Origin of the sequence: Sphingomonas sp. (assembly GCF_036677245.1) — a bacterium.
Taxonomy (GTDB): domain Bacteria; phylum Pseudomonadota; class Alphaproteobacteria; order Sphingomonadales; family Sphingomonadaceae; genus Allosphingosinicella.
In genome coordinates, this window is record NZ_JAKFCG010000039.1 from 21060 (window position 1) to 48006 (window position 26947).

Sequence of the window (26947 nt, forward strand, 5' to 3'; positions counted from 1 at the left end):
GACGGGTACTGCCTCGTACGAGCTTTAGCGAAAATCCCTGAGGCGATAAGACATCCTCGGGGGCTGTCCCTGACCGGGCCCTGGCCCGATTCACATGGTCCCCACCTGACGTACTGGCGTCAGAGGATATTCCGGCAAACGGCTATGGCGGTCCCGTCACTTTCCCTCAAATCCCGGCTGCGGCTCGAGGCGCTCGAAGCGCGGCGCGCCTATGCGCGGTCGCTGGGCGCACCGCTGCGCCAGGCGCTCGAGGCCAAGCTTGCCGAGATCGTGCTGCCGCATCTGGCAGGGGCCAGGATCGTCGCCGGCTATCATCCGATGCGCGACGAGATCAGCCCCGATAAGATCCTCGAGGCGCTGAACGATCGCCAGATTTCGGCCCTGCCCTGGTTCGCCGATCGCGACGCCAGGATGATGTTCCGCACGACGCCGGCCCGCCAGGCCGGACCCTGGGGCCTGATGCAGCCGTCGAGCGATGCCGACGCGGTCGCGCCTGACCTGGTGCTGGTGCCGCTCGTGCTGGCCGACCGGGCGGGCACGCGGATCGGCCACGGCCAGGGCCATTACGACCGCGCGCTGGGCCATCTGCGCGAAAGCGGGCCGGTGTTCGCCGTCGGCATTGCCTGGGAGCCGCAAATCGCCGATGAGCCCCTGCCCGCCGATCTTTGGGATGTTCCGCTCGATGCCATCGCCACCCCTGCCGAATGGATAGTCTGCCGCCCCAGCCAAGCTGGCGGAAACCGGCCGGCGTCGGCCTGATCCTGTTGCTGATCCTGGTCTGGGCGGTGATCGTCGCGACTGTCGCCGGCCTTGTCGGCGACATCGCTTGGCCGCTGCAGGCGCTGTTCTACACGATCGCGGGGATCGTCTGGATCATGCCGCTCAAGCCGCTGCTACGCTGGATGGAAACCGGCCGCTGGCGCGGCTGACCGCACGCGAAACTGCGCGCGAGGGATCTCGGGCCACTCTCTCCGGCAGGATCAGCGGGAGGCCATCGTACCGCGCCGAAGCGCAGGCACGATGGCTCCAGTCTAACTAGAGCGGAATGCGCGATATCTGGATCACGCATACCGCTCTAATCGTTTGTTACCGCATCGTTTTCTGCGCAAAACCGGTTCCCACTTTTGCGCACGATGCTCTAGAAGCGGAACGAAGCGCCGACGCCGACTTCGCGGGGGCGGTCATAGATTGCGTCGGTGCCAAGCCCGCCGGGCCGCAGATTCTGCAATATGTCTTCGTTGGTGAGGTTCCTGCCCCACAGCGAGAAACGCCATGCCTCGTCGGGCGTCGTCCAGGCCAGCTCGCCGCTGATCGTCGTGTACGGATCCTGGGAAAACAGGTTGCGGAAGTCGTAATAGACCCTGCTGCTCCAGTAGATGTTGCCGATCGCCTGGAAGCGGCCGCCAGCGAGGTCCGTCGACCAGTTGATCCCACCGCTGATCGTATATTTCGGTGCGCGGATCATCTGATTGCCGGTGACGTCGAATTCCTCCGTCACATTGCCGCCGATTTCAACGCCCGCAGCATTGGTCGCCGGACGGAAGGTCTGCGCTCTCGGAAAGTTGGAATATTCGCTGTGCAGATAGGTGAAGGCTGCGCGTACGTTGAAGTCGGGCACCGGCTCTGCGGTCACCTCGAGCTCGCCGCCGTAAAGTTCGGCGGTCGCCGCATTCTGCAGGACGTAGGTCACGCCGTCCGCAGCACGGGCCTGCACCTGCAGGTCCTTGTAATCATAATGGAAAACCGAGAGGTTGGTGCGCAGCCACGGTGCCGGATCGACCTTGATGCCGCCCTCGATCGATTCGATTGTTTCCGGATCGGTCGCGATTCCGCGCGTGCCCAGTTCGTTGAACACGCCGCTCTTGAAGCCGGTTCCGTAGCTTGCATAGATGTTGCCGCGGTCGGAGAACTCCCAGCGGATCGCGCCCCGGTAGGTCCATTTGTTGAAGCTCGCCTCGGCCTTGCCCGAAGCAGGAAACGTCCCGGTTACCAGCTGATTGTTGTTGATCCGCTGCTTGAATGTGCGGTCCTCCGTCGAATAGCGTACGCCGCCCGTCAGGAACAATGACTCGACAACCTCAAACGTCGCTTCGCCGAATCCCGCCCATGACTCCGTGGTCAACGCCGGGTCCAGCCGCAGGGTGTTGATAGGGTTGCCAGGCCCAGTCGAGGTGAAGACCCGGATATTCCTCCAATCCGTCTCGAGCCAGAAACCGTAGACGCCGAGGATCCACTTGAAGCGGTCCGACCCGGTCGACAGCAGTCGCACCTCCTGTGAGTAAGACTTGCCCCCGGTATCGAACGGGATCTGCCCAAGGAAGATGTTGCTCGCGTCTGAATCGGTGTTCTGTTTTGCATGGACCTTCATGTAGCTGCTGGTCGATTGCAGGCTTGCAAAGCCGAGGTCGAATTGAGCGTGCAGCGACAAGTTCAGGCGATCGAAATTTGATACCGGAATCTCGTTGTTCCCTGCCTCCCACGGACTGTTGACGGGAATATAACCGGGGAAACGGCGGCCAGCCGTGTTCTCAAGGCCAGTGCCGGCGTTATAAGGAATGACCGTGTTCTGGCTGCTCTCCAGATCCTGGTAGCTGGCGGTGAAGACGAAACGAATCGCATCGCTCGGCTGGACGAGCAGCTTGCTGCGCAGGCTGAGCGACTTCGTCCCTCCCAATTTGTTACCCGGGCGGACCAGGTCCTTGATGTAATCCCCGGTGTCGCGGAACATTCCCGCGAAATCGACCGCCATCGTTTCGGTGAGGCCTGTGGTCACATAGGCCCGGGTCTCATAAGTGGTGGTGTCGTTGCGGGCGCGTCCGAGCTTCACGTCGGCGTGGCCACGCGTGTCGAAGCTCGGATCGGGCGTGATGACGTTGACCAGGCCGCCGGTCGCGTTGCGCCCGAACACGGTGCCTTGCGGACCGCGCAGCACCTCGACACGCTCGATCTCGACCAGATCCTGCGCGCTCATGAACGAAAAGGGCTGATAGACGCCGTCGACATAGGTGGCGACGTTCGATTCGTCGGCCATGCCGATGCCGCTCGAGCCGACGCCGCGGATCGTCGGCTGGTTGACGGTGGCGTTACGGCCGCCCTGGAAGCCCGGCACGACGACAGTCAGATCACGCAGGCCGGTGACGCCGGAGGTGGTCAGGGTCTGGCTGGTGATCGCGGTGACCGCGACCGGGACGTCCTGAAGGCGCTCCTCGCGACGGGTCGCGGTGACGACGATATCTTCGATGCCGACCTGCTCTTCGGCTTGCGGCGGTGAAGGCGCCGGTGCCGGTGCCGGTGCCGTGCCCGGCGGCGCCACGAGATCACCCTGCCTGATGTCCGAGGTGGGCGGGGGCGCGCCGACATTGTCTTGCGGCGGTGCGCTGCCTTCGGTGTCTTGAGCAATAGCCGCGGTGCTCACCGTTGAAGCAAGCAAAACAAGAACGTGCGCAAGCCGAGAATTCATCACGGGCCTCCCCTCCACTTTGGTTATTTCGGGAAGCGGTAATGCGTCGCTAAATCATATCCAAGTCGTTTTTCCCAATGGCGACTCCTTTTCCGAAAAAGCCCGTTTTCTGTTGTCGGAAAGCGACAATAGCGCGCTGTTTGGGCACTACTTTAAGCCTAAATCGATGCTTTCCTTGATCGAGGGCATTAACTGATCATTTGGTAGAACACTTTGCACCTGGTGGTCGACCAAGCGCCGAACATGTTTGCGGCGCCGAGCATCCAGCTTGCCCATCGCGAGCTTACCGTTAGGGAATGTTTCCGGGAGGCTCCCGCATGAACCCGGCACAGGACAATCCGCGCATCTTCGTGCCGCCGCCTTTGCTCATTGCGGCGACGTTGCTGGCTGGCCTGGCTCTACAGGGGAAGCTGCGGCATTGGCCGGAGCCCGGTGCGCTTGTCGCCATGGCGTCGCTGGTTCTCGTCCTCGTCGGTTGCGCGCTGATCGGCGGGGCGCTCGGACTGTTCTGGAAAGCCGGAACCCGGCCGGAACCCTGGGCGGCAGCATCGGCTATCGTCCGGGGCGGCCCCTATCGCTTCACGCGCAACCCAATGTATCTCGGAATGCTCGCCGTCTATGCCGGCGTGGCCCTCTACTTCCTGAGCTGGGTGGCCGGGGCGATGCTCGTGCCCCTGTTCGCCATCATGGATCGTATCGTCATCCCCCGCGAGGAAACCTATCTGACGCGCCGCTTCGGTCGCGAATATGAGGCCTTCAGGATGAGAGTGCGCCGATGGCTGTGAGCCGTACTCGGGAGGCCAACCTTCAATTTGTAAAGGCGAAGCGTTCGGCTGCATCGAAGTGACCGCCGAAAGCTTCGGCCATTTCGAGGGCGCAAACCCCCGACAAGCCATTCGGCCCGAGGTTGTCACCCATGGCTCAGGTACGCTCTGTTACCTGTGTGCCCGGGCTGGACAAATGCGAAAATGGCGCGAGTGACGGGACTTGAACCCGCGACCTCCGGCGTGACAGGCCGGCGCTCTAACCAACTGAGCTACACCCGCGTGGTGGGGGCGGACCTAGGCGAGGCTCCAAGGGCTGTCAAGCAAGCCGGCGCCCGATTTTCGCAGAGGCTGGACGGCGAATTTTCGCGGTTGAGCGACCCTCCGGTCGAACATCCCCTCACGAAGCGTGCGCAGCGCTCAACCCGCGCCGGTCAGGCTCGCGCGCGCGTCCTCCTCATCGTCGTGCAGCGGCGTGGTGAGCGTGCCCTCCTCGAACAGGAAACCAGCGATGTCGGGCTTGCCGGCGGCGTCGAGGATCGTCTTGAGGATGATCAGCAGCGGCACCGCGAGCAGCGCTCCGGTCGTGCCCCACACCCAGGCCCAAAAGCTCAGCGCGACCAGGATCAGCAGCGGATTGATCGTCAGCCGCCGGCCGACCAGCAAAGGAGTCAGGAAATTGGCTTCGACGAGGTGGATCGCCGCGAAGGTGAGCGGGGGCAGCATCGCATACCAGGGGTCGGCGAACGCCATCAGCCCGCCGAGCGCGAGCAGCAGGATCGAGGCGATCGGGCCGAGATAGGGGATGTAGTTGAGGACGGCGACGATGCCGCCCCACATCAGCGGCGTCGGCATGTCGAGCAGGTAGAGGATGAAGGCGAGCAGCAGCCCCACGAGGACATTCACCATCGTGATCGTGCCGAGATAGGTCGAGGTCGCGTCGACCACCTGCTGGATCGCGCGCGCGGTCGTCATCGCGCCATCGAAGCTCGCCCGGGTCGTGATCGTCTGCTTGCGCATCCGCGTCCAGCGCGAGAGAAAGAAGAAGATCACGAGCAACGCAAAGAACATCTGGATCAGCGCGTGCGGCGCGGAGGTGGCGATCAGGTCGAGCATCGAATTGGGAGTCTCGACGGTGACGGTGCGGGCCTGACGCAGCGGCCCGCTGGCGAACTCATTGACGACGTCGTCGATGAACCGCTCGACGCTCGCATAGACGTCGATCAATGGCGCGAGCGTCTCGCGGATGCGCCCAATCCGTTCCGGCAGCAGCCGGATCCAGTCGGTCGCGGGCAGCACGATCGCCGCGACGACGACATTGGCGAGGCCGATGAACAGCAGCACGCAGATCAAAGCCGCGATCGACGAAGGCATGCCTCTGCGCTCGAACCATTCGAGCAGCGGCACGAGCGCGATCGAGATCACCAGCGCGGCGGTCACCGGAAGGAAGAATTCCGCCCCTGCCCGCAGCGCGAACGGCAGCGCCAGTGCGAAGCCGGCGCCGGCGATCAGGGTCAAAGCGGCAAGCAACCGGTCGCGCCGATACGCGATCGCTTCCGCCTCGATCAGATGATCGTCAACATGCGCGGCGGCGACCGGCAACTCCGGCTCGTGCCGGGGCGCATCGCTCTCGCGCACTCTGTTCATCGACGATCTCCACGCGCCAATGCGCGGCGAGAGAATGCCCGTCTTTGCCGCTTGTGACCAGAGTGGAGTTGCGGTTTCCGCAAGTCGGCGCACGACAGGTCGCACGCTTCCAAGGCAACGAAAGCTCAGTTGCTTGCGTCCGGGTTAGGGACCACAAATGGCAAATGCGTCGCCTGCCGACGCGGTGAGCGGAGGACGAAAGCATGGCACGTATTTTCATTACCGGGTCGTCGACCGGCCTCGGCTTGCTTGCCGGCACGACGCTCGCCGAGCAGGGGCACGATGTCGTCCTGCACGCAAGGAATGCGGAAAAAGCCGATGCGGCCCGAAGCGCGCTTCCCCAATGCACCGACGTGGTGATCGGCGATGTCGCGACGGTCGACGAGATGAGGAAGATCGCCGATCAGGTGAATGCGCTGGGACGGTTCGACGCCGTCATCCACAATGTCGGCATTGGCAACAGCGAGCCGAACCGGGTCGTGACGAGCGACGGGCTCGCGCATCTCTTCGCTGTCAATGTCGCCGCGCCTTATGTGCTGACGGCGCTGATCGAACGGCCGAACCGTTTGGTCTATCTCAGCTCGAGCATGCATAGCGGAGGCAATGCCGATCTCGACGATGCGCAATGGGAGAGCCGAGGGTGGGACCCCTCACAGGCCTATTGCGACAGCAAGCTTCACGATCTGATCCTCGCCATGGCGATCGCTCGCCGCTGGCCCGAGGTGCTGGCCAATGCGGTGGATCCGGGGTGGGTCCCGACCCGCATGGGCGGACCCGGCGCGCCTGACGACCTGGCGCAAGGGGCGTTCACCCAGGCTTGGCTGGCGGCGAGCGAAGATCCCGCAGCGCGCGTGTCCGGGCACTATTTCTACCACCAAAGCTCGATGGCGATGAGCCCGGCTGCCGAGCGAGCGGATGTCCAGGATCGCCTTGTCAATTATCTGCAGAGCGTCACCGGCGTCGCGCTTGCCTGACTTGCGTGCCAGGTTTGCGGAGGGGCGAGCTACGCGAGCTCAGTACTGCGTTGATTGCGGATGGTGCCCCTGGCCCGACTCGAACGGGCACTCTTTGCAGAACTCGATTTTGAGTCGAGCGCGTCTACCAATTCCGCCACAGGGGCAATGATCGGCGTCTAGCCGAGGGCTCTGCGGGCCGCAACCGCTCTACATTGCAAAAACGGACTGGGCGGACGCCGGTCGGCGCCCGCCCAGATTGAGTCCCCTCCCCGAATGGGGAGGAGCTGGTCGCTTCGTCAGAACTTGCGGCTGACGGCCACGCCATAGGTGCGCGGCGAATGGGCCGCGCCGGTGTCTCCGTTGACGCCGATGCTCTTGAACAAATAGCGCTTCTCGTCGAACAGGTTGCGCACGAACAGGCGCACGCCCCACGCTTCGTCCGGCGTGGTGTAGCTGACCTCACCATTGACGAGGTGGAAGCTGGGCTCCTCGACCCGGTTCTGCGCGTCCCACCAGAAGCCCGAATTGTACGACCAGGTCCAGTTCGTGCCGAGCGTGCTGCCGCTCGCGAGCGGCAGCTGATAGTCGACGGTCAGGCTGGTGGTGAATTCGGGCGCCTGGACCGCCTCGTTGCCGGTCGCGTCGCCGAAATAGCCGCGGTTGCCGCCCTGCGGCAGCGGATCGTAGAACAGAGCGCCGGGATAGGAGCTATATTCCCCGTCGAGATAGGCGAAGCTGCCACGGAGCTGGAGGTTGCCGGTGGAGACCGGCGCGACCCAGACGATCTCTCCGTCGACGCCCTTGAACTCGCCCGCAGCCGCATTGAGCAGGATCGGCGTGCCTTGCGCTCCGATCGTGGCCATCTGAATATTCTTATATTCATAATAGAAGGCCGAGGCGTTGATGCGCAGGGTGTTGCCGAGCAGGTCCGCCTTGAAGCCGACCTCGTAAGCATCGAGGATCTCGGGCTCCACCGCCGGTGCCGTCGGAGCGGTCAGCGAGAAGACGCCGCTCTTGAAGCCGCGGCTGATCGAGGCGAAGGCGAGCACGTTTTCGCCGATATCCTGGTCGATCACGCCGCGCCAGGTGATCTCGTCGAAGCTGCGATCGGTCTGGCTCTCGGGTAGATTGGCGGTGTTGCCGATCACGCGGCCCGGCCCCGGAGGTGTCGGGAAACCCGGCAGCGAGGTGATGATGCCTTCGACTTCGCGAGTATCGTAGGTGTAGCGCAGGCCGCCGGTGATGCGGGTGGTGTCGGTCAGATGATAGGTCGCCTGACCGAACACCGCATAGCTGTTGGTCTCCATCTTGTCGTCGAACTGGATATTGTTCGTCGGGATGACCGTGCTGCGCAGGATGATCGGGTCGTATTTCGCGAGGCTGTAGAAGTAGAACAGGCCGGTCGTGAAATCGAGCTTGCCGAGCGAGCCGGTGAGCAGGAATTCCTGCTGGAACGTGTCGACCTTGGTGGTGTCGCGAACGTCGAAGACCTTCAGCGAAGTGCCGTCGGAATCGAGGTGCGAGAGCACGTCATATTTGCGGTAGGCGCTGCTCGATTGAAAATCGACGCCGCCGAAATCGTGCTGCAGCTTGATGCTGCCGCCATATTGCTCCTTGCGGCCCTTGGGCGGCACGTCGCCATAGCTGTCGTAGATATCGCCCTGCGCGCGCAGGCCGCCGGTCGAGACCGAGCCGGGGAGCGGCTGGCGGGTGCTGCCGATGTCGCTGTTGGCGAGCGCATAATCGCCCGCCAGGGTAAGCGTCGTATCCGGGGTGAGGTCGATCTTGACCTTCGAGCGGACCGCAAACTCGCGATTGCGATTCTGGTCGCGGTCGAGGAAGTGGTTGTGGCCCCAGCCCTCGCCCTGGTGATAGCCGTAGAAAGCGAGATCGGCGGCGACATTGTCGGCGAGCGGGCCGGTCACATAGGCGTTGCCGAACAGGGTTTCGTAATTGCCGTAGCCGATCTCGACATTGCCCTTGAAGCGCGGCGACGGATCCCTGGTGATGATGTTGATCAGGCCGCCGACCGCGTTGCGGCCGAACAAGGTGCCCTGCGGGCCGCGCAGCACTTCGACGCGCTCGACATTGTTGAGCGCGAATACGTTGGCGGCGGCGACCGGGTTGAGGATGCCGTCGACGTAGATGGCGGTCGCGCCTTCGTCACCGGCGGTGATGTTCGCGGTGCCGACGCCGCGGAGGAACGGGACGACGGCTGCGCGGACGTTGGTGAGCTGAAGGCCAGGCGTCACCATCGACAGCGCCTGGGTGTCGTCGACGCCGGCGCGTTCCAGGGTCGCGGCCGTGACGGCGGTGATCGAGATCGGAACGTCCTGCAGCTGCTCCGAGCGACGCTGCGCGGTGACGACGATCGCCTCGAGCTGGTTGGGATCCTGTTCGGCGGCCTGCTCGGCCACCGGCTGCTCGGGATTGGTCGCCGTGGTCTCGGTGACCGGAGCCTGAGCGGCCGTGTCCTGCGCCTGGGCGGCGCCGGCCGCGCACAATGCCGAGCTCGCCAGCAGCGCCGCGAGCGCCTGCTGCATATGGGTCTTCTTCATGTTCGTCCCTCCCCTAAGTAAAAGTCAGGCAGGCACCGCTGGACCTTCGAGGCCCGGCAGCGTGTGCAATCCTGCAATGTCGTGAAATGGTTAGCCGTGATCGGAGCGCCGCTGCGCGGCTTCGGACGACGGGCCGTGGAAACGGCCGTGCTAACGAGCTTTGATTTGCCTGGCCGTCGTCACCCTCTTGATTACACCCCGCCGCGCTCGCCGCCTTCGCCCCGCATCGGGTGCGGGATCGGCCGGTCTCGCGGTGGAAAACACCAACGAGGGTGCGTTAGGGACACCCTTCTGGACCCGCAATAAAAAATCACGCTGTGCGATGCATTGCACATCAGTGTGATGTGGAGGACACGAATCGCGCGGCCGGAAAAGCGCACGCACCACGCTGCAAGGCCCGCGCAGCGCTTCCACGGCGGCGGCGCCGCCCGTTGCTTCCTTGAAAGGTGCCAGAGTGATTTCAAGTCAGGTGGAATCACCTGACGACTCGGAAATCACGGAAAACAAAGAAAATTAGACGGCGTCCGCCTCTAGCCCGAGACCTCGGTGCGGCGTCCCCTGCCCTCGGCCATGGTCCCGCCCCGCCCCCGCAATCCGAGCAGGATCAGCGCGACGGCGGCGACGAGGATCGGGACGATCGTCGAGAGGATGACCTGCGGGCTGGTCAACCCGAGCCCGAGCAGAAGCCCGCCGATCAGGGGACCGATGATAGCGCCGAAGCGGCCGACGCCGAGCGCCCAGCCGATCCCGGTCGCGCGGACCGACACAGGATAGATGTTCGCGGTCACCGCATTCATGCCGATCTGCACACCCATCACGCCGACACCCGCGATCGCAACCGCGGAGATCAGCAACAAGGGGTGGCCCGACTGCGCGGCGGTGGTGATCGCCGGGATCGCAAGGGCGGCAATGCCGTAGGCCCCCGCCAGGATCGGGAAAGGATTCGCCCGGTCGAGCAGCCGCCCGATCAGCAACGCCCCGATCATGCCGCCGAGGTTGAAGGCGGCGGTCGATTGAAAGGCAACGCTCGCCGGCAGCTTGAGTTGGACGAACAGCAACGGCAGCCAGTTCACCAGGAAGTACATCACCAGGAGATTCATGAAGAATGAAACCCAGACCAGCGCGGTGTTGAGCCCCATTCCTCCCACGAACAGCAGGCGCACCGGAAAACCCTTGGGCGGGGCCTCGGCGACGGTGAAGCTGTCCTGGGCGCCGAAATTCGCCCCGGGTATGATCTGGCGCATGAGCTTGCGCACCTTGTCCGGCTCCTTGCCGCTCGCGACCAGAAAGCGGATCGATTCGGGCATCGCCTTCCAGATCAGCGGCAGCATCAGCAACGGCAGCACGCCGCCGATGACGAACGCCGACTGCCAGCCGTAGATCGGGATCAGGCTGGCGCCCGACAGCGCGCCAAGCATCAGACCGATCGGCAGGCCGCAGAACATCAAGGTCACGGTCGTCGCGCGCGCCCGGGCGGGAGCATATTCGGCGGTCAGGGTGATGATGTTCGGCATCACCCCGCCGAGGCCGATCCCGGTGAGGAAGCGCGCGACGATCATCTCGGGGATGTTGCTCGCGAAGGCGGTGAACAGCGAGAACAGGCCGAAGATGAAGGTGCTGATCATGATCGTGCGCTTGCGGCCATAACGGTCTCCAAGCGGGCCCAAGGTGAAAGCCCCGACGGCGATCCCGACCAGCCCGGACGCGAACAATGGGCCGAAATCCTTGACCGGCACCTGCCACGCCTCGGCCAAGGTGGGCGCGATCACGCCGACGACCTGGATGTCGAAGCCGTCGAGCATGCCGATGACGATGCAGATCAGCACCACCCGCACCTGCAGCATGCTGATGCGGGCATTGTCGATCAGCGTCGTCACGTCATGTGTCTGGGCCAAAGCTGCTTCCCTCACCTTTCCGTTTTCGATCAGGCCGATATCAGTTGAACACCCCGGACGTCGAGGCGCCATCGACGATGACCACCGTGCCGGAATGGTATGATGCGCGCGGCGATGCGACGAACACGATCATGTTGGCCAATTCCTCGGGAGTCGCCATACGGCCGAGCGGGAAGGTCTTGTCCATCTCGGTCTGAAGCTGCTCGGGCGTTTTGCCTTCACCCTCGGCCCGCTTGCGGATCAGACGGTGCCAGCGGTCGGTCAGCACGCCCGACGGCGCGACCGCCGAGACGAGGATATTGTGCTTGGCGCCATAGTCGGCGAGCGACTTGTTGAAATTGACAAGTGCCGCGTTGGTGACGCCGACCGGCATGTACGATGTACGCGGATTGCGCGCCGCGGTGCCGAGCACGTTGACGATGCGCCCGCCGCCCTGCTGCTGCATCACCGGGAATACCGCCCGGCAGGTGCGGATGTAGCATTGCAGCTTTTCGTTCCAGCCGGCGAGCCAATCGTCGTTGGAGATGCCGAGGAACTCGCCGGCCGGGAGCTTGCCCGCGGCGTTGTTGACGAAAATGTCGATGCGGCCGGTCTTGGTCTTGGCGAAGTCGATCAGCTTGTCGACGTCCTCGTCCTTGGTGACGTCGCATTGGAACGCGGTCACGTCATGGCCCTGGCCGCGCAGCGCCTCGGCTTCGGCCTCCATCTCCTCGATGCCGCGCGCGGAACCGATCACGGTCGCGCCCTCCTCGGCAAAGAGCTGCAACGCGGCACGGCCGATGCCCTTGCTGGCGCCGGTGAGGACGACCGTCTTGCCCTTCAGCTGCAAATCCATCTCTGTTTTCCTTTTCTGCTCTGGTTTGATTGGGATCGGACGCCGCGGCCTTCAGAATGCGGCCACGATCGTCCCGAGTTGCGAGAATTCGGCGACCATCGTCTGCCCGGGCGCTGCCGGATAGGCCCGGGTCAGGCCACCGGTGAGGATGACGCTCCCCGCCGGGATAAGCTCGCCACGCTCGCCGAGAAAGTTCGCGAGCCAGGCGAGCGAGAGCAGAGGATCGCCAAGCGCGTTGGCACCGATGCCGTGATCGATCGTCTCGCCGTTCGAGCGCAGCAAAGCGCCGCACAGGCGCAGGTCGTCGAGCGATTTGAAGCTCTTCGGCGCGCCGAGCACCGCACGCGCGCTGGAGCTGTTGTCCGAGATATTGTCGACCGCCTTGAACTTGTAGCTGACGTAGCGCGTGTCGACGACCTCGATGCTCGCCATTGCCGCATCGACATAGCCGAACACCGATGCCCGGCTATGGCCGGGGCCGCCGAGGTCGCGGCCGACGATCAATGCGATCTCCGGCTCGACCAGCGGATGAAACAGATTTGCGCTGTCGACCTTGCCGCTGTCCTCCGGGATCAGCTGGTCCTCCGCGAGACGGCCGAAGTTCGGGTGGGCGATGTTCATCTGCTGGCGCATCGCCGCGCTGGTGTAACCGAGCTTGAAACCGATCTGCCTCTTGCCGCGCCGCTCGAAAGTGCGCTGCGCGATCTTATAGGCTTCCTCCTCGTTGAGGTCAGGGCTGGCGTCCGACAAAGGCTCGATCCGCGTCCGGCGGCATTCGGCCTCCCACAGACGTGCGGAAGATTGATCGATAAGCTCCTGTCTGGTCATACCCTCACCCAAAATTCCGCACCCGACTGCGCGGGCGTGCCACCCTAATGGTGCTCAGGCCGCACTGCCAAGGCGGTGTCATCGCGCGAAGCAATTTCATCGCGGCTCGAGCGCCTCCGCCGGAGGAACCTGCGCCTGCCCCGACGCCTTGCGCAGCGACGTCCAGATGCCGATGCCGACCAAAGCAGCGCCGACCAGATGGAAGGCTTCGAGCCGCTCTCCGAGCAACGGGATCGCCAGCCCGATACCGAACACCGGCGGCAGGTTCATATAAGCGCCGGCGCGGGCGGCCCCGATCAGCTCGACCGAACGGTTGAAGAAGAAATAAGCGAGCAAGGACGGAAAGATCCCGACGTAGAGGATCGCTCCGAACGTCGCGAGCCGCGGTTCCAGCACGACGCCGTGCGCCAGCTCGATCGCGAGCAGCGGCAGCAGCATCGCGACGCCGATCCAGAACAAGGCGGTCAGCAGGCTCAACGGGTGGATCGGCGGCTTCTTGCGCAGCACCGCCGAATAAACCGCGTACAGGAAAACGCCGCCCAGCGCGGCGGCGTCGCCGCGGTTGAACTCGAGCGCGAGCAGATTGTCGAGGCTGCCTCGCGTGATGATCGTCAGCAGACCGGCTAGCGAGACGATCGCGCCGGCGATCTGGCCCGGGGTGATGCGATCGCCGAACAACAAAGCCGCGGTGATCAGGATCATCGACGGCATCGCCGCCTGCATCATCAGATTGTTGACCGCGGTCGTATATTGCAGCCCCCAATAGACCAGGGTCGAGAAAAGCCCGATCCCAAGCACCGAGAGCAACAGCAGCATCCTCCAGCTGCGCACGATCGCGCCCCAGTCGCGCTTGAGGTGCGGCCAGGCGAAGATCGTGACGATGACCGCTGCGGTGCCCCAGCGGCCGAACGACAGGGCGACCGGAGAGATGAGCGCGCGTACCGCCCGGGCAACGATCGGGTTGAGCGCCCAGAACAGGCATGCCGAGCACAGCAGCAAAGTCGCCGAATTCCACGCCAAGCCGAAGATGGTGAGTTTGTCGCCCCCCGCACCCTCCGGCGCGTCGATCATCGCAATCGTCCCGCGATCGCCTTTGCGAAGGAGGAAGTCGAGCCGTTGCCGCCGAGATCGGGGGTCTTCTCGACCGCCGGATCGCTGAGCGCGCCTTCGATCGCCGCCATGATGCGGGCCGCCGCCTCTCCCTCGCCGAGATGGTCGAGCATCATCGCCGCCGACCAGATCTGGCCGATCGGATTGGCGATGCCGCGCCCGGCGATGTCCGGTGCCGAGCCGTGCACCGGCTCGAACATCGAGGGATAGCGCCGCTCGGGGTTGAGGTTGGCCGATGGCGCGACGGCGATCGTGCCGGTCACGCCCGGGCCGAGATCCGAAAGAATATCGCCGAACAGGTTCGAGCCGACGACGACGTCGAAGCGCTCCGGCGACATCACGAAACGCGCGGCAAGGATGTCGACATGATATTGGTCGGCCGCGATCTCCGGAAACTCGGCCGACATGGCGGCAAAGCGCTCGTCCCAAAAGGGCATCGAGTGATAGAGGCCGTTCGATTTGGTCGCGGAGGTGACGTGCGGCCGCCCGAGCTTGCGGGCAAGCTCGAACGCATAGCGCAGGATGCGATCGGTGCCGCGGCGGGTGAAGATCGCCTGCTGGACGACGATCTCGTTCTCGCCGAGGCCGGTGCGCCCGCCGATCTGCGAATATTCGCCTTCGGAATTCTCGCGCACCACCCAGAAGTCGATGTCGCCGGGGCCTTTGTCGCGGAGCGGGCATTCGACGCCGGGCAGCAGCCGGACCGGACGCAGATTGACGTACTGGTCGAACTCGCGGCGGATCGGAAGCAGCAGCCCCCACAGCGAGATATGGTCCGGCACGCCGGGATAGCCGACCGCGCCGAGCAGGATCGAATCATGGTCGGCGAGCTGCGACATACCGTCTTCGGGCATCATCCGGCCGGTCTGGTGATAGGTCTCGCAGCTCCAGTCGAACGACCGGAAATCGAAGCTCAGGCCGGTCGAAGCCGCAACCGCCTCGAGCACGTCGAGCGCCGCGGGCATCACCTCGCGGCCGATGCCGTCGCCGGCGATGACGGCGATGCGATAGCGGCTCAGTGCCCGGCTCCCTGCTCGTTGCGGCGCGGCTCGCGGGGGAGATGATGGTTGAGCGTCGAAAGCAGCCGGTAGACGCCGAGGAAGGTCGGGATCTTCACGTTCAATTCCTCCGCCTTGCGCACCAACGGCCCGAACATCTCCTCGACCTCCATCTTGCGGCCGGCGACGAGGTCGTCGTGCATCGAGGTGCGGACCGGATGGCCTTTCTGCGACATGCGCTCGCCAAGCGCGATGAAATCCTCGACCGACTGCTGATAGCCGACGGTCTCGATTTCCTTGAGCCGCGACACCGGCGCGAAGAAATTCTGCGCGCGGTAACCCATCGCATGGTAGATGCCGAGCAGCTCGCTGGCGATCGTCACATAATGTTCGGCGCCCTCACGGACCTGGATCCCCGCCCAGAAATCGAGCTCGGGAATGGCGCTCAACGTGCTCGCGCTCCACCCCGATGCGCCGCTTACCTGGACGAGCTTTTCCCACAGGACCTGCTCGATATCGTCGACCGAATGCGTGCCGAGACCGGCCGCGTCGAGCGCTTGCGCGATCGTGCGGGTGCGATCGCTCTGGCCGCCGCCGATCTCGCCGAAATAAGCAGTGACCGGCACCGCCATATGGTTGCGCACGTAACCGGGCTCGGCCAGCACGGCGCCTTCCATGATCGAGCCGCCGATCACCTTGTCCTTGCCGAAGACGGCCTGGACCTTCGGCTCCTTGCCGATGCCGTTCTGCAAGGTCACCGCCGTCTTGGTGCGGTCGACGAGCACCTGGGCGTCGGCCAGCGCCTGATCGGTGCCCTTGGCCTTGGTGAGAAGAATGTAATAATCGATCTCGCCTTGGACCTCGTCCGGCATCGTCACCGCCGAGATATTGTTCTTCTGGATGAAATTGGCGCGGACGCCTTCGAGCCTGACCCCATTGGCGTTGACCGCATCGACGTGCGGCTTGCGCGCGATCAAGGTCACGCGATGCCCGGCCCGGGCCAGGAACGCACCAACCACGGTCCCCAGGCCACCCGCCCCGTGGATGCAGAAATGAAGTTGGTCGGCCAAGTCTCGGCTCCCGCCTCTATCGTTTGAAAGAACGCATCAGCACGGGCCGTCAACGACCCCGCTCACAAAAAGCGACGGCCCCGGACGCTGCCGGGGCCGTCAATCATTTTCAGGCGACGCCGATCTCCTGGAGGCGCGCCTTGATCTTTGCCTTCGTTTCTGCGGTCGCGGTCGGCACCGGCGGCAGGATCGGACCAGCCTTCAGGCCGATCGCCTCGTACCAGGCCTTGATGTTGCCGAGCGCGCCGGCGTAGGTTGCGGATTTCGCGATCTCCCAGATGAAGAGATCGTGATAGAATTCGCGAACCTCCGCGAGGCCCTGCGATTTTTCATAGGCTTCTTCCCAACGGCCTTCACGCGCAAGGTTGTAATATTCGCGCGCGAGGTGACGCTTCTTGCCGTACAGAATGTACGACAATTCGCCCCACACGACCTGGCCGCCGTTGCGCAGATCGTCGAGGAAGAAATACTCGAACGGATCCGAGGTGATGAAGTCGTCCGGCATCAGGCTGCGGATCTTGAGCGTCTCGGCCCGGTTCATCACGCCCTGCTTGGCACCGATCACCGTGTCGAGCTCGGCGAGCCGCTGCATCAGGTCCCAGCCGAGCACCTTGCCGGAGACCGGCGTGCGATAGAGGCAGATCGCCAGATCGCTGTGATCGGTGAGATATTTGAACCAGTCGAACACCTCGGTGTCGGTGCGCAGCTGGACGACCGGGTTGATCACCTCGGCGCCGTTGTAGCCGAGCTTCTCGACATGCTCCATCTTCTCCAGCGCCTGGTGGACGCTGGGGTCGAGGATGATCGTCCACAGATCCATGCGGCCCTTGACGGCGTCCGCGACGATCTCGTGGTAGCGCAGCCACTCGGAGAGCTTAACGTTCCAGCATTCGGCGATGAAACCGCCGACCACCAGCCCATCCACGCCCATGTCGACATAAGCGTCGATATTCTCGCGAATCCCAGCCTCGTCGAACGTCATCTCGTTCGTCATCGGCGTGGTGGGGCAGAGATAGAAGCCGTTGACTTTGTTTTTGGCCCATTTTTTGGCCTCGCTTCTCGTAAACTCCATCGTACCTATCCTAACATTTGGCTGTGGAAGGGAAAGTGTTACCCAATATGCGACGCTTTAGAAGCGGAAAGTCGCTCCGATCCCAATTTCCCGCGGACGATCATAGATCGCGTCGGTACCAAGCACACCGGGACGCAACGTCTGGACCACCGCTTCATTAGTGATGTTCTTGGCCCAAAGCGAGAAACGCCATGCTTCGTTCGGCGTCGTCCACGAAATCTCGCCGCTAGCCGTCGTATAGGGCTTCTGCGAGGCGAGGTTGAGGAAGTCGTAATAGACCCTCGCGCTGTGGAACAGGTTCGCGGTGGCGCCGAAGCGGCCGCCGGCGAGATCGGTGCCCCAGTCGAAACCGGCGCTGATCGTGTGGCGCGGCGCGCGAATGACATTGTTGCCGGACACGTCGTTGGCGGTAACCTGGTTGCCGCCGGCGGGCAGCGGAACGAAGGTCTGCGCGTTCGGGAACTCCGAATATTCACCGTGGGTGTAGGTGAACGCGCCGCGCAGGTTCAGGTCGTCGGTCACCGCAGCGGTGACCTCGAGCTCGCCGCCGTAGATTTCGGCGTTGGCGGCGTTCTGGAGGATGTAGCTGATGCCGTTGGCGGCACGCGCCTGAACCTGCAGATCCTTATAGTCGTAATGATAGATCGACAGGTTGGTCCGCAGCCAAGGCAGGGGATCGAGCTTGACGCCGCCTTCCCACGCCTTGATCGTTTCCGGATCGGTCGCGATGCTGGTCGTGCCGAGCTCGTTGAACACGCCGCTCTTGAAGCCGGTGCCATAGCTTACATAGACGTTGCCGCGATCGGAGAAATTGTAGCGCAGCGCGCCGCGATAGGTCCATTTGTTCGAGGTCTTCTCCACCGTGCCGAACGGCAGCGGATTGAGGTTCACCGCCGTGCTGAACTTGCGCTTCTCGGTCGTGTAGCGGACGCCGCCGGTCAGGAAGATGTTGTCGACCACCTCAAACGTGCCTTCGCCGAAGCCGGCGAACGACGTCGTCCTCGCATGCGGATCGATCCGCGTGATCGTCACCGGGTTGCCCGGGGTCGAGTTCTGCAGCTGGATGTCCTCGAACTGCGCGTCGAGATGGAAGGCATAAGCGCCCAGGATCCACTTGAAGCGGCCCGGATCGGTCGAAAGCAGCCGGACTTCCTGGCTGTACGATTCGCCGCTGGCATCGAACGGAATCTGACCGAGGAAGATGTTGCTTGCGTCCGAATCGGTGAACTGGCGAATGTCGTTCTGGATGTAGCTGCTGGTCGTCTGAAGGCTCACGCTTCCGAGATCGAACTGAGTCTGCAGCGCGACGCTGTAGCGGTCATAGTTCGACTCAGGGACGTCGGTGACCGACGCTTCCCATGCATTTCTCGGCGCGATGTAGCCTGGATAACGGCGACCGGCGGTGTTGCCCTGATGGGGAATGACCGTGTTCTGGCTGCTGTCGAGCTCGGCATAATTGCCGGTCAGGACGATGCGGACATCGTCATTGGGCTGGAAGAGCAATTTGCTGCGCAGGTTGATGCTGCGAGAGTCACCCAGATGGCCGCCGCGCACCAGATCTTTGATGTAGCCGTCGTTCTTCTTGTAGAGGCCGGCAAAGTCCATCGCCAAGGTGTCGCTCAGGCCGGCGGTCACATAGGTGCGCAGGTCGACCTCGGTGGCGTTGTTGCGCAAGCGGCCGAGACGCGCTTCGACGCGGCCGCGCGTGTTGAAGCTCGGATCGGGGGTGATGACGTTGATCAGGCCGCCGGTGGCGTTGCGGCCGAAGACGGTGCCCTGGGGCCCGCGCAGCACCTCGACCCGCTCGATCTCGACGAGATCGAGCGCGCTGGTGAACGAGAACGGCTGATAGACGCCATCGACATAGGTCGCCACGTTCGATTCATCGGCCATGCCGACGCCGCTCGAACCGACACCGCGGATCGTCGGCTGGTTGACGGTCGCGTTGCGGCCGCCCTGGAAGCCGGGGACGACGACGGTGAGGTCGCGCAGGCCGCCGACGCCGGCCGCGCTGAGCGTCGAGCTGGTGATCGCGGTCACGGCGACCGGAACGTCCTGCAGACGCTCTTCACGGCGAGTGGCGGTGACGACAATGTCCTCGATGCCGCCGGCCTCGGCCGCCGCGTCGGCGGATGCTTCCGCAGCCGGCGTGGTGGCGACCAGATCGCCCTGCTGGCCGTCGGACGATGGCGCCGGCGCGCCACTTTCTTCCTGGACGGTCGCCGTGGCATCGGTGCTTGGCGTGGAGGTTTCGGTGGTCTGGGCAATGGCCGCCGTGCTGACGGACGAAACGAGCAAAACAAAAGCAGGTACAAACCGGGACTTCATTCAATTTTCCTCTTCAGAACTCAACTACAGTTACAATGATCAATGCGTTGCACACAGCACCAGGCGCTGTTGTTAGACGATGTGCTGCGCTCTGTGCTTTCACGAAATTGAGCGGGAGAATCCGGCGAGCCGGAGAGCTTCATTCGTTGCCCAGCCGCGGTCTATTCAGACCCGCTGGCGCAAAGAATACGATTCTCGTCGTTCAAGATGGGGGGCCGGCGGCGCCCCCTTCTGGAAGGGATGCCGCCAACCCTTGCTTTTCCGGGCGGGCGGCATCCCTTCGAGAAGGGGTGCCGCCCGCTGGAACAGGTTAGATCGGATAGACGAGGTAGCGGGGCAAAACCGAGGTGTCGAGCAGTGCCCGACGCGTCAGAATGCGAGCCCCGCCGTTGCCGAGCCGGATGACGTCGTCATAGACGCCGGTCGCGAGGACCTCGGAAACGCCGGTGTCTTCGGGCGTCATGAACACGCTGAAGTTCGATTTGACCGCAACGTCGCCGTTGCCGATTTCCCTGGTCTCGACACGCTGCACGAAATGGCGCGTGCGGTAATCCTGGAACGTGCCGGCCCAGATTTCGGTGACGAACGTCACGCGGTCGCGAAGCCGGGCATGGCAATCGTCGTACATGAAGCCGAGCGCGAGGCCGTGCTCGGCATTCTCCTGCGACAGGCAGAAATAGCCGGCATTGTCATCCTCGACGAAGGTCTCGAGCCAGCGCTTCATGTCCTTGCCGTCCAACGCGGCGATATGGTCGAGCAGGATCTGGTCGATCTGGGTAAGAGCCTGACTGTCCAACGCCATCACGCGGCACTCCGTTCAAAATCCATAATGTCCCTATAATATTCCCAGCGTGGAATGTTGGCGGCCTCGTCGTTCTGGAGGAACTCGCTGCCCACCACCGAGAGGCTTTTGACGCCCTTCTGGAAGATCGCAGCGCCGGGCGCATGATTGCCGATGTGAATGCGGTGGAAGATCGAAGCATCTTCCATGCTGATCAGGCCGCACGGCCCGAGCAGGTTCGAGCTCTGCCGCAGGCGGTGCTTGAGCATCTCCTCGTCGTCGTCGGCGTGCGCGAAATAAGCGTAATGGACCTCGGTCACATTGTGGCTGATCGGGGTCGCAAACCTGAGATTGATCACGTCGAGATGCTTGGTCGCGACGAACGTCGGGAAGATCGAGATGACTCGCGATCCGACCGACGGATCCTGTCCCTTGAACTCAATCAGCGAGGGATCCTGGAGCGCGCCGTTCCCCGACGCCACCGAGAGCTCGGATTCGAACCCCACGTGACCGCGCTTGGTGGTCACGAACTGACGGCCTTTGCCACCCTGCCAGTTGAGCATCTTGAACGCCTGGTGGAGCAGCGGCGCATGATAGCCGTCGTTGTCAGTATAGCCCTTCCAGTTGGTGTCGTAGCGCACCTTCTGGTAGCCGAGCAGCTTCAGGCGTCCGTCGCCGGCCATCAGCTCCCTCAAGGTTTTCTTGAGGTCGCCGAGGAACTCGTCGAGCTCCTCCGTCTCCGGGGACATGGTGATGAAGATGAGGCCGTGGAAGCTTGCCGTGCGCGGTTGGGCGAGCGGATAATCCTTGCGGTCGAAGCCAGGCGAGAACTCACGCTCGTTCGAGCAGCCGATCAGCTTGCCCTCGGTGCTGAACAGCCAGCGGTGATAGGGGCACTCGAACTCCTTCTTGTTCCCCATCGGCGCGGTCTCGACCTGGTTCCCGCGGTGCGAGCAGCTATTGTAGAACACCCGCACCACATCGTCCTGGCCGCGCGCGATCAGCAACGGCACGCCGGCAAGGTTGGCGGTCTTGTAATCGCCCTTGTTCGGCACCTCGCTCTCATGCGCGATCGGATGCCATTGCGGACCGTAGAAGATACGCTCCAATTCCACCTGGTAGACGTCTTCGCGAACGAAGACTTCCTTCGGAACCTCGTTGATGTGTTCCGACCATTCAATCGATGGGGAGTCCATTTACTTTCCTTTATGCAGCACTGCTGAGCGGCTGGTTCTCGGCGCGCAGCTCGCGGCCGAGCGCAGCCCACATCTCACCCGACTTGCGGGCGCCGGCCAGATATTCCTCCGGCACGATGTGATAGGGCGGGCGGATCGGGCCGGCCTTCATCCAGCCGGCGGCGTCCATCCTCACCTTCTCCAGACCGATATTGTAGGTCGAGAAGATCTTGAAGCTGCCCTGCGGGAACAACGGAGCCGCGGTCGGGCCCATCCGTGCATGCAGCGCGAGCGCCTTGCTCCAGTCGCCGGTCTTGCGGGCCTCGGCGATCAGATCGCGCAACGTCATCGTCACGATCGGATCGCAGACCGCGCCACTCGACCAGAAAGCGTCGATGCTGTCGTCGATGCGCGCGGCCGGATAATAATCGAAATCGATCGGCAGCAGCTTGATCCGGCCTTTGATCGCGCCAAGATCGCGCATCAGATTGGCGACGCCGATATATTTGGCGGTGACGACCTGCGGAATCTCGGCGACCTGGCCCCAGAACGGCGTCGGAAATTCGAACTTGAAGGCTTCCGGATTGGCATAGATGGCGATGTTCATGTCCGGCACCGCCTCGGCGACGTCGCGATAGAATTGAACCGCCACGTCGAGGCTCGGCGCGCACCACATCGGAATGCCGAGCATCGTGCCGACCGCGCCGATGTCGAGCGCTTCACGGGTCAGCGCGATCGTATCGCGGGTGTTGAGGCAGGTCGTGCCGACGAACACGGGCACTCGGCCGCGGGCTGCATCGACCAGCGCTTTCATATAGTCGAGCTTCTCTTTGTGGGTCAGCGTCGCCGCTTCGCCGAGCGTGCCCATGCTGAGGATCCCGTTGATGCCCGCATCGATCAGCCCGTTCACGACCCGCGCCGCCTCGTCGAGGTCGACGGTGTTCTCGGCGCGCCAATCGGAGGCATTGGCCGTCGATGGCGTCGGGACGATCGCCCACGCTCCCTTGACGTCCTGCGGCTTCATCAGGTTACCGGCCATGTCGCTCTCCTTTGCAAAGCATTATTTGGTACAAAGCATTATCTGGGTTTGTTGATCGCATGCGCGCCGCCGCGCCGTCCCACCGGATTCGGCACAGCCGCGAAGATTTCACCGGAAGCTATAGCATCGGCCTTGGGGGACAACAATGCCGTGCAATTTGGATCAATCCTCGTCACTGCGCTGCTCCGCTGACCAGCGCGATCACCGCCGCCGGATCGTCCGGGACCGCATTCCCGCGCCACGCGACGTGCTGGTCGGGGCGTGAGAGCACGAGCTTGAAATCATAGGGATTGTCTTCGCCGCCGGCGGGAATGTCGACCAGCCTCAGCGGCAGACCGCGCTCGTCGGCGGCCTCAATCAGCGGCGCGCAATCGATCGTCGGGTCCGAGCGCAGCAGCGCGAAATCGCGGCCCATCGCATCGTAGAGCGAGCGGCCGTCGGGCAGCCAGAGATGCGGTGTGCGGCAGCCTGGGACGGTCGAGGGCTGGTATGTGGTGAGATCATAGGCGGGCGCTGCAACGCCGTCATAGGCGATGATCGGCGAGCCTTCGAAATAGGTCGCGAAATTGAGCCCCGACGACGCGAACTGCCCGACGTTGACGTCGTAGAAAAACCGCCCCGCTTGCGCGCGCATGGCATCACCCTCCGGCCCTTCGAGATACAGTTCGGCCGGCGGGTTGGTGATGAAATTGACGTCGAAATGGCTGAGCGCGATCGACATCACGTGGCGCGAGACCTGGTCGGTGACCGGTCGCCGCTCGATGTCGTAGCCGTCGAGCAGGCGCGGCCCGCCCCACCCCTTGACCGCACCGGCGAGCTGCCACGAAAGCGTCCAGGCGTCGGCGATGCCGGCGTTCATGCCATAGCCCGCGAACGGTACCCACAGGTGCGCGGCATCGCCGCAGATGAAGATCCGGCGATCGCGAAACTTGTTGGCGACGAAGCGACGGCCGACCCAGTCGTCGATGTTGAGGATTTCGACTTCAGTATCGGCGCCAATTGCCGAGCGGATCGCCTTTTCTGGCTCGAGATCGTCGAAATCCGCGAGATGCGGCGGCATCCACAAGTGGAAGGCCCACAGATCATCGCCGTTCATCGCAACGATGTTTCCCCAGCCGTCGGGATTGAGGAACCAGGTCATCCATGCCGGCTTGTGCGGCAGCATCTTGAGCAGATCGGGTGCGCGCACGAACGTCGAGCGCGTCCGCGACAGTGCGTCGGCACCCTCGAACTTGGCGCCGATCGCCTTGCGGACCAGCGAGGGGCCGCCGTCGCAGCCGACCAGATAATCCGCCTCGAACGTCAATTCGGTGCCATCGGCGGCGATGCCTTTGGCCCTGACCCCGTCGCCATCCTGGGAGACTGCGACGATTTCGGTCTCGTAATATTGCTGGATGCGATCGTCCTCGACGATGTGACGCTGAAGGATCGGCTCGAAATACATCTGGTTGCAGCGGTGGGGCGGCTCGGGCGTGGGCCAACCTGAATCGGCGTAGCCAACGCTGTCGAACGTATCGTTGCGCGCCGCGATCGGGATCCGGCAGAGCTCGTAGCCGACCATCGAGGTGACGTAGGTGACGTCCTGCGGGAAATCGTGCGGCAGCCCGGCGTCGCGTATTTCCCCGGCGACGCCGACCTGGCGGAAAATCTCCATCGTGCGAGCAGAGATGTGGTTGCAGCGCTGGCGCGGTTCGGCGTCGGCAGCGCGGCGCTCGACGATCGCGACGTCGACGCCGCTTTGCGCCAGATCGAGCGCCATCGTCATTCCCACCGGACCCGCGCCGACAATCAACACCGACGCCCGTATGGGTCGCGCGGCCTCTGCCATCACCCTCTCCTGTGCGGATACGCGGCACGCTTGTTTTTGCGGCCAATGCGTTTCACTCTGGACGCGAACCTGTATGTCAACGCCCATCAGAGGCGCAAGGAGAATGAGATGGCCGACAAGCGATTCGCAGATCAGATCGCAGTGGTGACAGGGGCGGCACAAGGCATCGGCCGGGCGACCGCGCTGCAGCTCGCCCGCGAGGGCGCCACGGTGCTGGTCGCGGACCGCGCCGCCGCACCGGCGCAGGCGGTCGTCGACGAGATCAACGCGGCAGGCGGCCGCGCGCATGCCGCGGTCCACGATCTCGAGCATCGCGCCGGCGCGGTCGAATTGTTCGCGCGCGCCAAGAAGGATTTCGGGCGCGTCGACGTGTCGGTCCACAACGTCGGCGGCACGATCTGGGCGAAGCCTTATTGGGAATATCAGCCCGAAGAGATCGAGGCCGAGATCCAGCGTTCATTATGGCCGACGATGTGGTGCTGCCACGCGGTGCTGCCGCTGATGCTCGAAGCGAACAAGGGCGCGATCGTCAACATCGGCTCGGTCGCGACGCGCGGCGTCAACCGGGTTCCCTATGCCGCGGCCAAAGGCGGAGTCTCGGCGCTCACCCAGGCGCTGTCGTTCGACCTCGACGATCGGCCGATCCGGGTCAATTGCGTTGCTCCGGGCGGAGTCAATGTCGAGCGGGTCACGCCGCGCAACCCCAAGCCGCCGACCGAAGCCGACATCAAGGGTTTTGGCGAAGTCGGCGAGCAGACGTTGCGCGACACCTTGATGAAGCGCTTCGCGGCACCGGAAGAATTGGCCGCCGCGATCTGCTTTTTCGCCTCGCCCGAGGCGTCCTACATCACCGGCCAGACGCTGTACGTCGCCGGCGGCGGGATCGGCTGATCTGAGGGCGGAGGCGCCCTTCCCGCACCCGTTTGCAGCTGCGCCAAGGCACCCTCTCCCGCACGGGAGAGGGTTTCACCGCCGCCCTTAGGCCGCCTGCGCCTTGGGCTTCAAGAACTCGCGGAGCGGGATCGAAGGATCGCCGAGCTGACCCGGGTCGACCTCGAGCCGGCGCTCGACCATCCTCTTGCCGACGCCCATGTCGACCGCACGATTGGCGGTCAGCACGCCGGCGACGATGTTGCCGTCGAGGAAGAATGCTGTGAATTGGCTGCTGTCGAGCTCGCCGCGCATCACCACCGGTAGGCTGTCGTCGATGCGGCCCGAGACCTGGATGTTGATGTCATATTGGTCGGACCAGAACCAGCAGGGCTTCAGATAATCGACCTCGCGGCCGATCATCGCCTGCGCAGCGGCCATGCCCTGATCGGCGGCATTCTGATAGGTTTCGAGCCGCACCCGACCACCGAAGAAATTCGGCTGATCGGCGACGTCGCCCGCCGCGAACACCGCCTCATGGCTGGTGCGGCCCTGGCGGTCGACGACGATGCCGTTGCCGATCGCGAGCCCGGCATTGGCGGCCAGCTCGGTCGACGGCACGATGCCGATGCCGACCACGACCGCGTCGCAATCCACGCGGGTGCCGTCGTCGAGCTCGACCGTGCGGACCAGCCCGCCATCGAGATGCAGTCGGGTCACGCCGATGCCATAGCGCGCCGTGACGCCGCGCTTGTCATGCTCGCGGCCGAGCCATGCTCCGAAATGCGCGCCGAGCGTGCGGATCATCGGCACCGGCGCCGGCTCGATCGCGGTGACCTCGCAGCCGCTCTTGCGCGCGCTCGCCGCGACCTCGGCGCCGATCACGCCCATGCCAATGACGACGACACGCGCGCCCGGCTTGAGATCGGCGGCAAGCCGGTCGGCGTCATCCTTGGTGCGCAAATGATGGACGTTGGCCGCGGTCGCGCCGTCGAGCGGCAGCAAGCGCGCCTTGCCGCCGGTCGCAAGCAGGACGCGATCCGCCCGGATTTCCTTGCCCGAGGCCAGCCGAACCGCTCCGCCCGAAAGCTCGAGCGCTTCGGCGCGCTGGCCGAGCTCCAGCTCGATCTTGTTGTCTTCATACCATTGCTGGTCGTGGAGGAAGAAATTCTCGGGAAGCTGGTCCCTGTCCCACAGGCATTCCTTGGAGAGCGGTGGCCGCTCATAGGGCAGCCACCGCTCCTCCCCGATCAGGACGATCCGTCCTTCATAGCCGTTCAGCCGGAGCGCTTCGGCGGCGCGTCCCCCTGCTAGGTTGGCGCCGACAATCGCAACCGAAGCGACCATGAATTAACCTCCGTACCCTTCAAACAACACTTAGTCGTAACAATGATTATTGATCGAACATGCCGATCTTGCGGTCGTCGAGGTTGACGATCACCGACTTGGTCTGGGTGTAGTGGTTCAGCACCTCGTGGCTGAACTCGCGTCCGTAGCCGCTCTGCTTGTAGCCGCCGACCGGCATGTTCGGCTTCAGATTGTAGTAGCGGTTGATCCATACCGTGCCGGTTTCGAGCTGACGTGCGATGCGATGGGCCCGATAGATGTCACGCGTCCACACGCCGCCGGCGAGGCCGTAGGTGGTGTTGTTGGCGCGCTTGATCATCTCGTCTTCGTCCTTCCAGGTCATCGTCGTGGTGACCGGGCCGAAGATCTCCTCCTGCGCGATGCGC

At 63.8% G+C, this 26947-nt stretch carries 22 protein-coding genes, 2 tRNA genes and 1 other RNA gene; 6 read left to right on the plus strand and 19 right to left on the minus strand.

What is annotated here, in order from left to right; all coding sequences use genetic code 11:
* Positions 1 to 2 precede the first annotated feature (2 nt).
* From ssrS to V6M48_RS03830, 3 genes are all read left to right on the plus strand, one after another.
* A non-coding RNA gene (gene ssrS / locus V6M48_RS12865) (6S RNA) lies at positions 3 to 158 on the plus strand.
* Positions 145 to 759, plus strand: a complete 615-nt coding sequence (locus V6M48_RS03825) for a 5-formyltetrahydrofolate cyclo-ligase (RefSeq protein WP_332811199.1) — start codon at positions 145 to 147, stop codon at positions 757 to 759. Before ssrS ends, V6M48_RS03825 begins: the two co-directional genes overlap by 14 nt.
* Positions 760 to 764: 5 nt before the next feature.
* Positions 765 to 929 carry a DUF2842 domain-containing protein gene (locus tag V6M48_RS03830; RefSeq protein WP_332811200.1) on the plus strand — a complete coding sequence of 55 codons (165 nt, stop codon included), beginning with the start codon at positions 765 to 767 and terminating at the stop codon, positions 927 to 929.
* Between the two features lie 209 nt (positions 930 to 1138).
* Here the strand turns inward: V6M48_RS03830 and V6M48_RS03835 are convergent, their stop codons facing one another.
* Positions 1139 to 3415: a TonB-dependent receptor gene (locus V6M48_RS03835; protein WP_332811201.1), complete on the minus strand. Its 2277-nt coding sequence runs from the start codon at positions 3413 to 3415 to the stop codon at positions 1139 to 1141.
* Positions 3416 to 3777: 362 nt separating this feature from the next.
* On the opposite strand from V6M48_RS03835, the gene V6M48_RS03840 reads away from it, so the two are divergent.
* The gene (locus V6M48_RS03840) at positions 3778 to 4245 is read left to right on the plus strand and encodes a methyltransferase family protein (protein WP_332811202.1); all 468 of its coding nucleotides are present in this window, start codon (positions 3778 to 3780) and stop codon (positions 4243 to 4245) included.
* 184 nt (positions 4246 to 4429) lie between these two features.
* On the opposite strand, the gene V6M48_RS03845 is transcribed toward V6M48_RS03840, so the two are convergent.
* Positions 4430 to 4506, minus strand: a tRNA-Asp gene (locus V6M48_RS03845).
* 138 nt (positions 4507 to 4644) lie between these two features.
* Entirely contained in the window at positions 4645 to 5871 is a 1227-nt protein-coding gene (locus tag V6M48_RS03850; protein ID WP_332811203.1) for an AI-2E family transporter, read from the minus strand.
* A gap of 203 nt (positions 5872 to 6074) precedes the next feature.
* On the opposite strand from V6M48_RS03850, the gene V6M48_RS03855 reads away from it, so the two are divergent.
* Positions 6075 to 6845 carry an SDR family NAD(P)-dependent oxidoreductase gene (locus V6M48_RS03855; RefSeq protein ID WP_332811204.1) on the plus strand — a complete coding sequence of 257 codons (771 nt, stop codon included), beginning with the start codon at positions 6075 to 6077 and terminating at the stop codon, positions 6843 to 6845.
* 61 nt (positions 6846 to 6906) lie between these two features.
* On the opposite strand, the gene V6M48_RS03860 is transcribed toward V6M48_RS03855, so the two are convergent.
* The 14 genes from V6M48_RS03860 to V6M48_RS03925 form a co-directional block, all read right to left on the minus strand.
* Positions 6907 to 6991, minus strand: a tRNA-Leu gene (locus V6M48_RS03860).
* 132 nt (positions 6992 to 7123) lie between these two features.
* A complete protein-coding gene (locus V6M48_RS03865) occupies positions 7124 to 9385 on the minus strand; it encodes a TonB-dependent receptor (RefSeq protein WP_332811205.1) in 2262 nt (753 codons plus the stop codon).
* A 530-nt stretch (positions 9386 to 9915) separates the two neighbouring features.
* A complete protein-coding gene (locus tag V6M48_RS03870; protein ID WP_332811206.1) occupies positions 9916 to 11280 on the minus strand; it encodes an MFS transporter in 1365 nt (454 codons plus the stop codon).
* 40 nt (positions 11281 to 11320) lie between these two features.
* The gene (locus V6M48_RS03875) at positions 11321 to 12115 is read right to left on the minus strand and encodes an SDR family oxidoreductase (RefSeq protein WP_332811207.1); all 795 of its coding nucleotides are present in this window, start codon (positions 12113 to 12115) and stop codon (positions 11321 to 11323) included.
* Positions 12116 to 12166: 51 nt separating this feature from the next.
* Positions 12167 to 12943: a 2-keto-4-pentenoate hydratase gene (locus V6M48_RS03880; RefSeq protein ID WP_332811208.1), complete on the minus strand. Its 777-nt coding sequence runs from the start codon at positions 12941 to 12943 to the stop codon at positions 12167 to 12169.
* Positions 12944 to 13039: 96 nt separating this feature from the next.
* Entirely contained in the window at positions 13040 to 14014 is a 975-nt protein-coding gene (locus tag V6M48_RS03885; RefSeq protein WP_332811209.1) for a DMT family transporter, read from the minus strand.
* On the minus strand, positions 14011 to 15072 hold the full coding sequence (locus tag V6M48_RS03890; protein ID WP_332811221.1) for a tartrate dehydrogenase: 1062 nt from the start codon (positions 15070 to 15072) through the stop codon (positions 14011 to 14013). The genes V6M48_RS03885 and V6M48_RS03890 overlap by 4 nt, the downstream gene beginning before the upstream one ends.
* On the minus strand, positions 15069 to 16121 hold the full coding sequence (locus tag V6M48_RS03895; protein WP_332811210.1) for a ketopantoate reductase family protein: 1053 nt from the start codon (positions 16119 to 16121) through the stop codon (positions 15069 to 15071). The genes V6M48_RS03890 and V6M48_RS03895 overlap by 4 nt, the downstream gene beginning before the upstream one ends.
* A gap of 109 nt (positions 16122 to 16230) precedes the next feature.
* Complete coding sequence (locus tag V6M48_RS03900; protein ID WP_332811211.1) at positions 16231 to 17193, minus strand: dihydrodipicolinate synthase family protein; 963 nt, start codon at positions 17191 to 17193, stop codon at positions 16231 to 16233.
* 57 nt (positions 17194 to 17250) lie between these two features.
* On the minus strand, positions 17251 to 19521 hold the full coding sequence (locus V6M48_RS03905) for a TonB-dependent receptor (RefSeq protein WP_332811212.1): 2271 nt from the start codon (positions 19519 to 19521) through the stop codon (positions 17251 to 17253).
* A 310-nt stretch (positions 19522 to 19831) separates the two neighbouring features.
* Positions 19832 to 20323 carry an aromatic-ring-hydroxylating dioxygenase subunit beta gene (locus V6M48_RS03910; protein WP_332811213.1) on the minus strand — a complete coding sequence of 164 codons (492 nt, stop codon included), beginning with the start codon at positions 20321 to 20323 and terminating at the stop codon, positions 19832 to 19834.
* Positions 20323 to 21498, minus strand: coding sequence for an aromatic ring-hydroxylating oxygenase subunit alpha (locus tag V6M48_RS03915; protein ID WP_332811214.1), 1176 nt, complete (start codon positions 21496 to 21498; stop codon positions 20323 to 20325). The genes V6M48_RS03910 and V6M48_RS03915 overlap by 1 nt, the downstream gene beginning before the upstream one ends.
* Before the next feature lie 10 nt (positions 21499 to 21508).
* On the minus strand, positions 21509 to 22516 hold the full coding sequence (locus tag V6M48_RS03920; protein WP_332811215.1) for a dihydrodipicolinate synthase family protein: 1008 nt from the start codon (positions 22514 to 22516) through the stop codon (positions 21509 to 21511).
* A 172-nt stretch (positions 22517 to 22688) separates the two neighbouring features.
* Entirely contained in the window at positions 22689 to 24344 is a 1656-nt protein-coding gene (locus V6M48_RS03925) for an FAD-dependent oxidoreductase (protein ID WP_332811216.1), read from the minus strand.
* A 108-nt stretch (positions 24345 to 24452) separates the two neighbouring features.
* On the opposite strand from V6M48_RS03925, the gene V6M48_RS03930 reads away from it, so the two are divergent.
* Positions 24453 to 25235: a 1,6-dihydroxycyclohexa-2,4-diene-1-carboxylate dehydrogenase gene (locus V6M48_RS03930; protein ID WP_332811217.1), complete on the plus strand. Its 783-nt coding sequence runs from the start codon at positions 24453 to 24455 to the stop codon at positions 25233 to 25235.
* Positions 25236 to 25322: 87 nt separating this feature from the next.
* Here the strand turns inward: V6M48_RS03930 and V6M48_RS03935 are convergent, their stop codons facing one another.
* Both V6M48_RS03935 and V6M48_RS03940 read right to left on the minus strand, forming a co-directional pair.
* Positions 25323 to 26561 carry an NAD(P)/FAD-dependent oxidoreductase gene (locus V6M48_RS03935; protein ID WP_332811218.1) on the minus strand — a complete coding sequence of 413 codons (1239 nt, stop codon included), beginning with the start codon at positions 26559 to 26561 and terminating at the stop codon, positions 25323 to 25325.
* 46 nt (positions 26562 to 26607) lie between these two features.
* Positions 26608 to 26947: aldehyde dehydrogenase family protein (locus V6M48_RS03940; RefSeq protein WP_332811219.1), on the minus strand; the 340-nt coding region annotated here is incomplete at its 5' end.

Excerpts from the sequence above, each read along its gene's own strand:
- V6M48_RS03920 (WP_332811215.1), bottom strand. The coding sequence starts at position 22,516 with ATGGCCGGTAACCTGATGAAGCCGCAGGACGTCAAGGGAGCGTGGGCG.
- V6M48_RS03905 (WP_332811212.1), bottom strand. The coding sequence starts at position 19,521 with ATGAAGTCCCGGTTTGTACCTGCTTTTGTTTTGCTCGTTTCGTCCGTC.
- V6M48_RS03840 (WP_332811202.1), top strand. The coding sequence starts at position 3,778 with ATGAACCCGGCACAGGACAATCCGCGCATCTTCGTGCCGCCGCCTTTG.
- V6M48_RS03885 (WP_332811209.1), bottom strand. The coding sequence starts at position 14,014 with ATGATCGACGCGCCGGAGGGTGCGGGGGGCGACAAACTCACCATCTTC.
- V6M48_RS03930 (WP_332811217.1), top strand. The coding sequence starts at position 24,453 with ATGGCCGACAAGCGATTCGCAGATCAGATCGCAGTGGTGACAGGGGCG.
- V6M48_RS03915 (WP_332811214.1), bottom strand. The coding sequence starts at position 21,498 with ATGGACTCCCCATCGATTGAATGGTCGGAACACATCAACGAGGTTCCG.
- V6M48_RS03910 (WP_332811213.1), bottom strand. The coding sequence starts at position 20,323 with ATGGCGTTGGACAGTCAGGCTCTTACCCAGATCGACCAGATCCTGCTC.
- V6M48_RS03880 (WP_332811208.1), bottom strand. The coding sequence starts at position 12,943 with ATGACCAGACAGGAGCTTATCGATCAATCTTCCGCACGTCTGTGGGAG.
- V6M48_RS03855 (WP_332811204.1), top strand. The coding sequence starts at position 6,075 with ATGGCACGTATTTTCATTACCGGGTCGTCGACCGGCCTCGGCTTGCTT.
- V6M48_RS03925 (WP_332811216.1), bottom strand. The coding sequence starts at position 24,344 with ATGGCAGAGGCCGCGCGACCCATACGGGCGTCGGTGTTGATTGTCGGC.
- V6M48_RS03865 (WP_332811205.1), bottom strand. The coding sequence starts at position 9,385 with ATGAAGAAGACCCATATGCAGCAGGCGCTCGCGGCGCTGCTGGCGAGC.
- V6M48_RS03935 (WP_332811218.1), bottom strand. The coding sequence starts at position 26,561 with ATGGTCGCTTCGGTTGCGATTGTCGGCGCCAACCTAGCAGGGGGACGC.
- V6M48_RS03900 (WP_332811211.1), bottom strand. The coding sequence starts at position 17,193 with ATGGAGTTTACGAGAAGCGAGGCCAAAAAATGGGCCAAAAACAAAGTC.
- V6M48_RS03850 (WP_332811203.1), bottom strand. The coding sequence starts at position 5,871 with ATGAACAGAGTGCGCGAGAGCGATGCGCCCCGGCACGAGCCGGAGTTG.
- V6M48_RS03825 (WP_332811199.1), top strand. The coding sequence starts at position 145 with ATGGCGGTCCCGTCACTTTCCCTCAAATCCCGGCTGCGGCTCGAGGCG.
- V6M48_RS03875 (WP_332811207.1), bottom strand. The coding sequence starts at position 12,115 with ATGGATTTGCAGCTGAAGGGCAAGACGGTCGTCCTCACCGGCGCCAGC.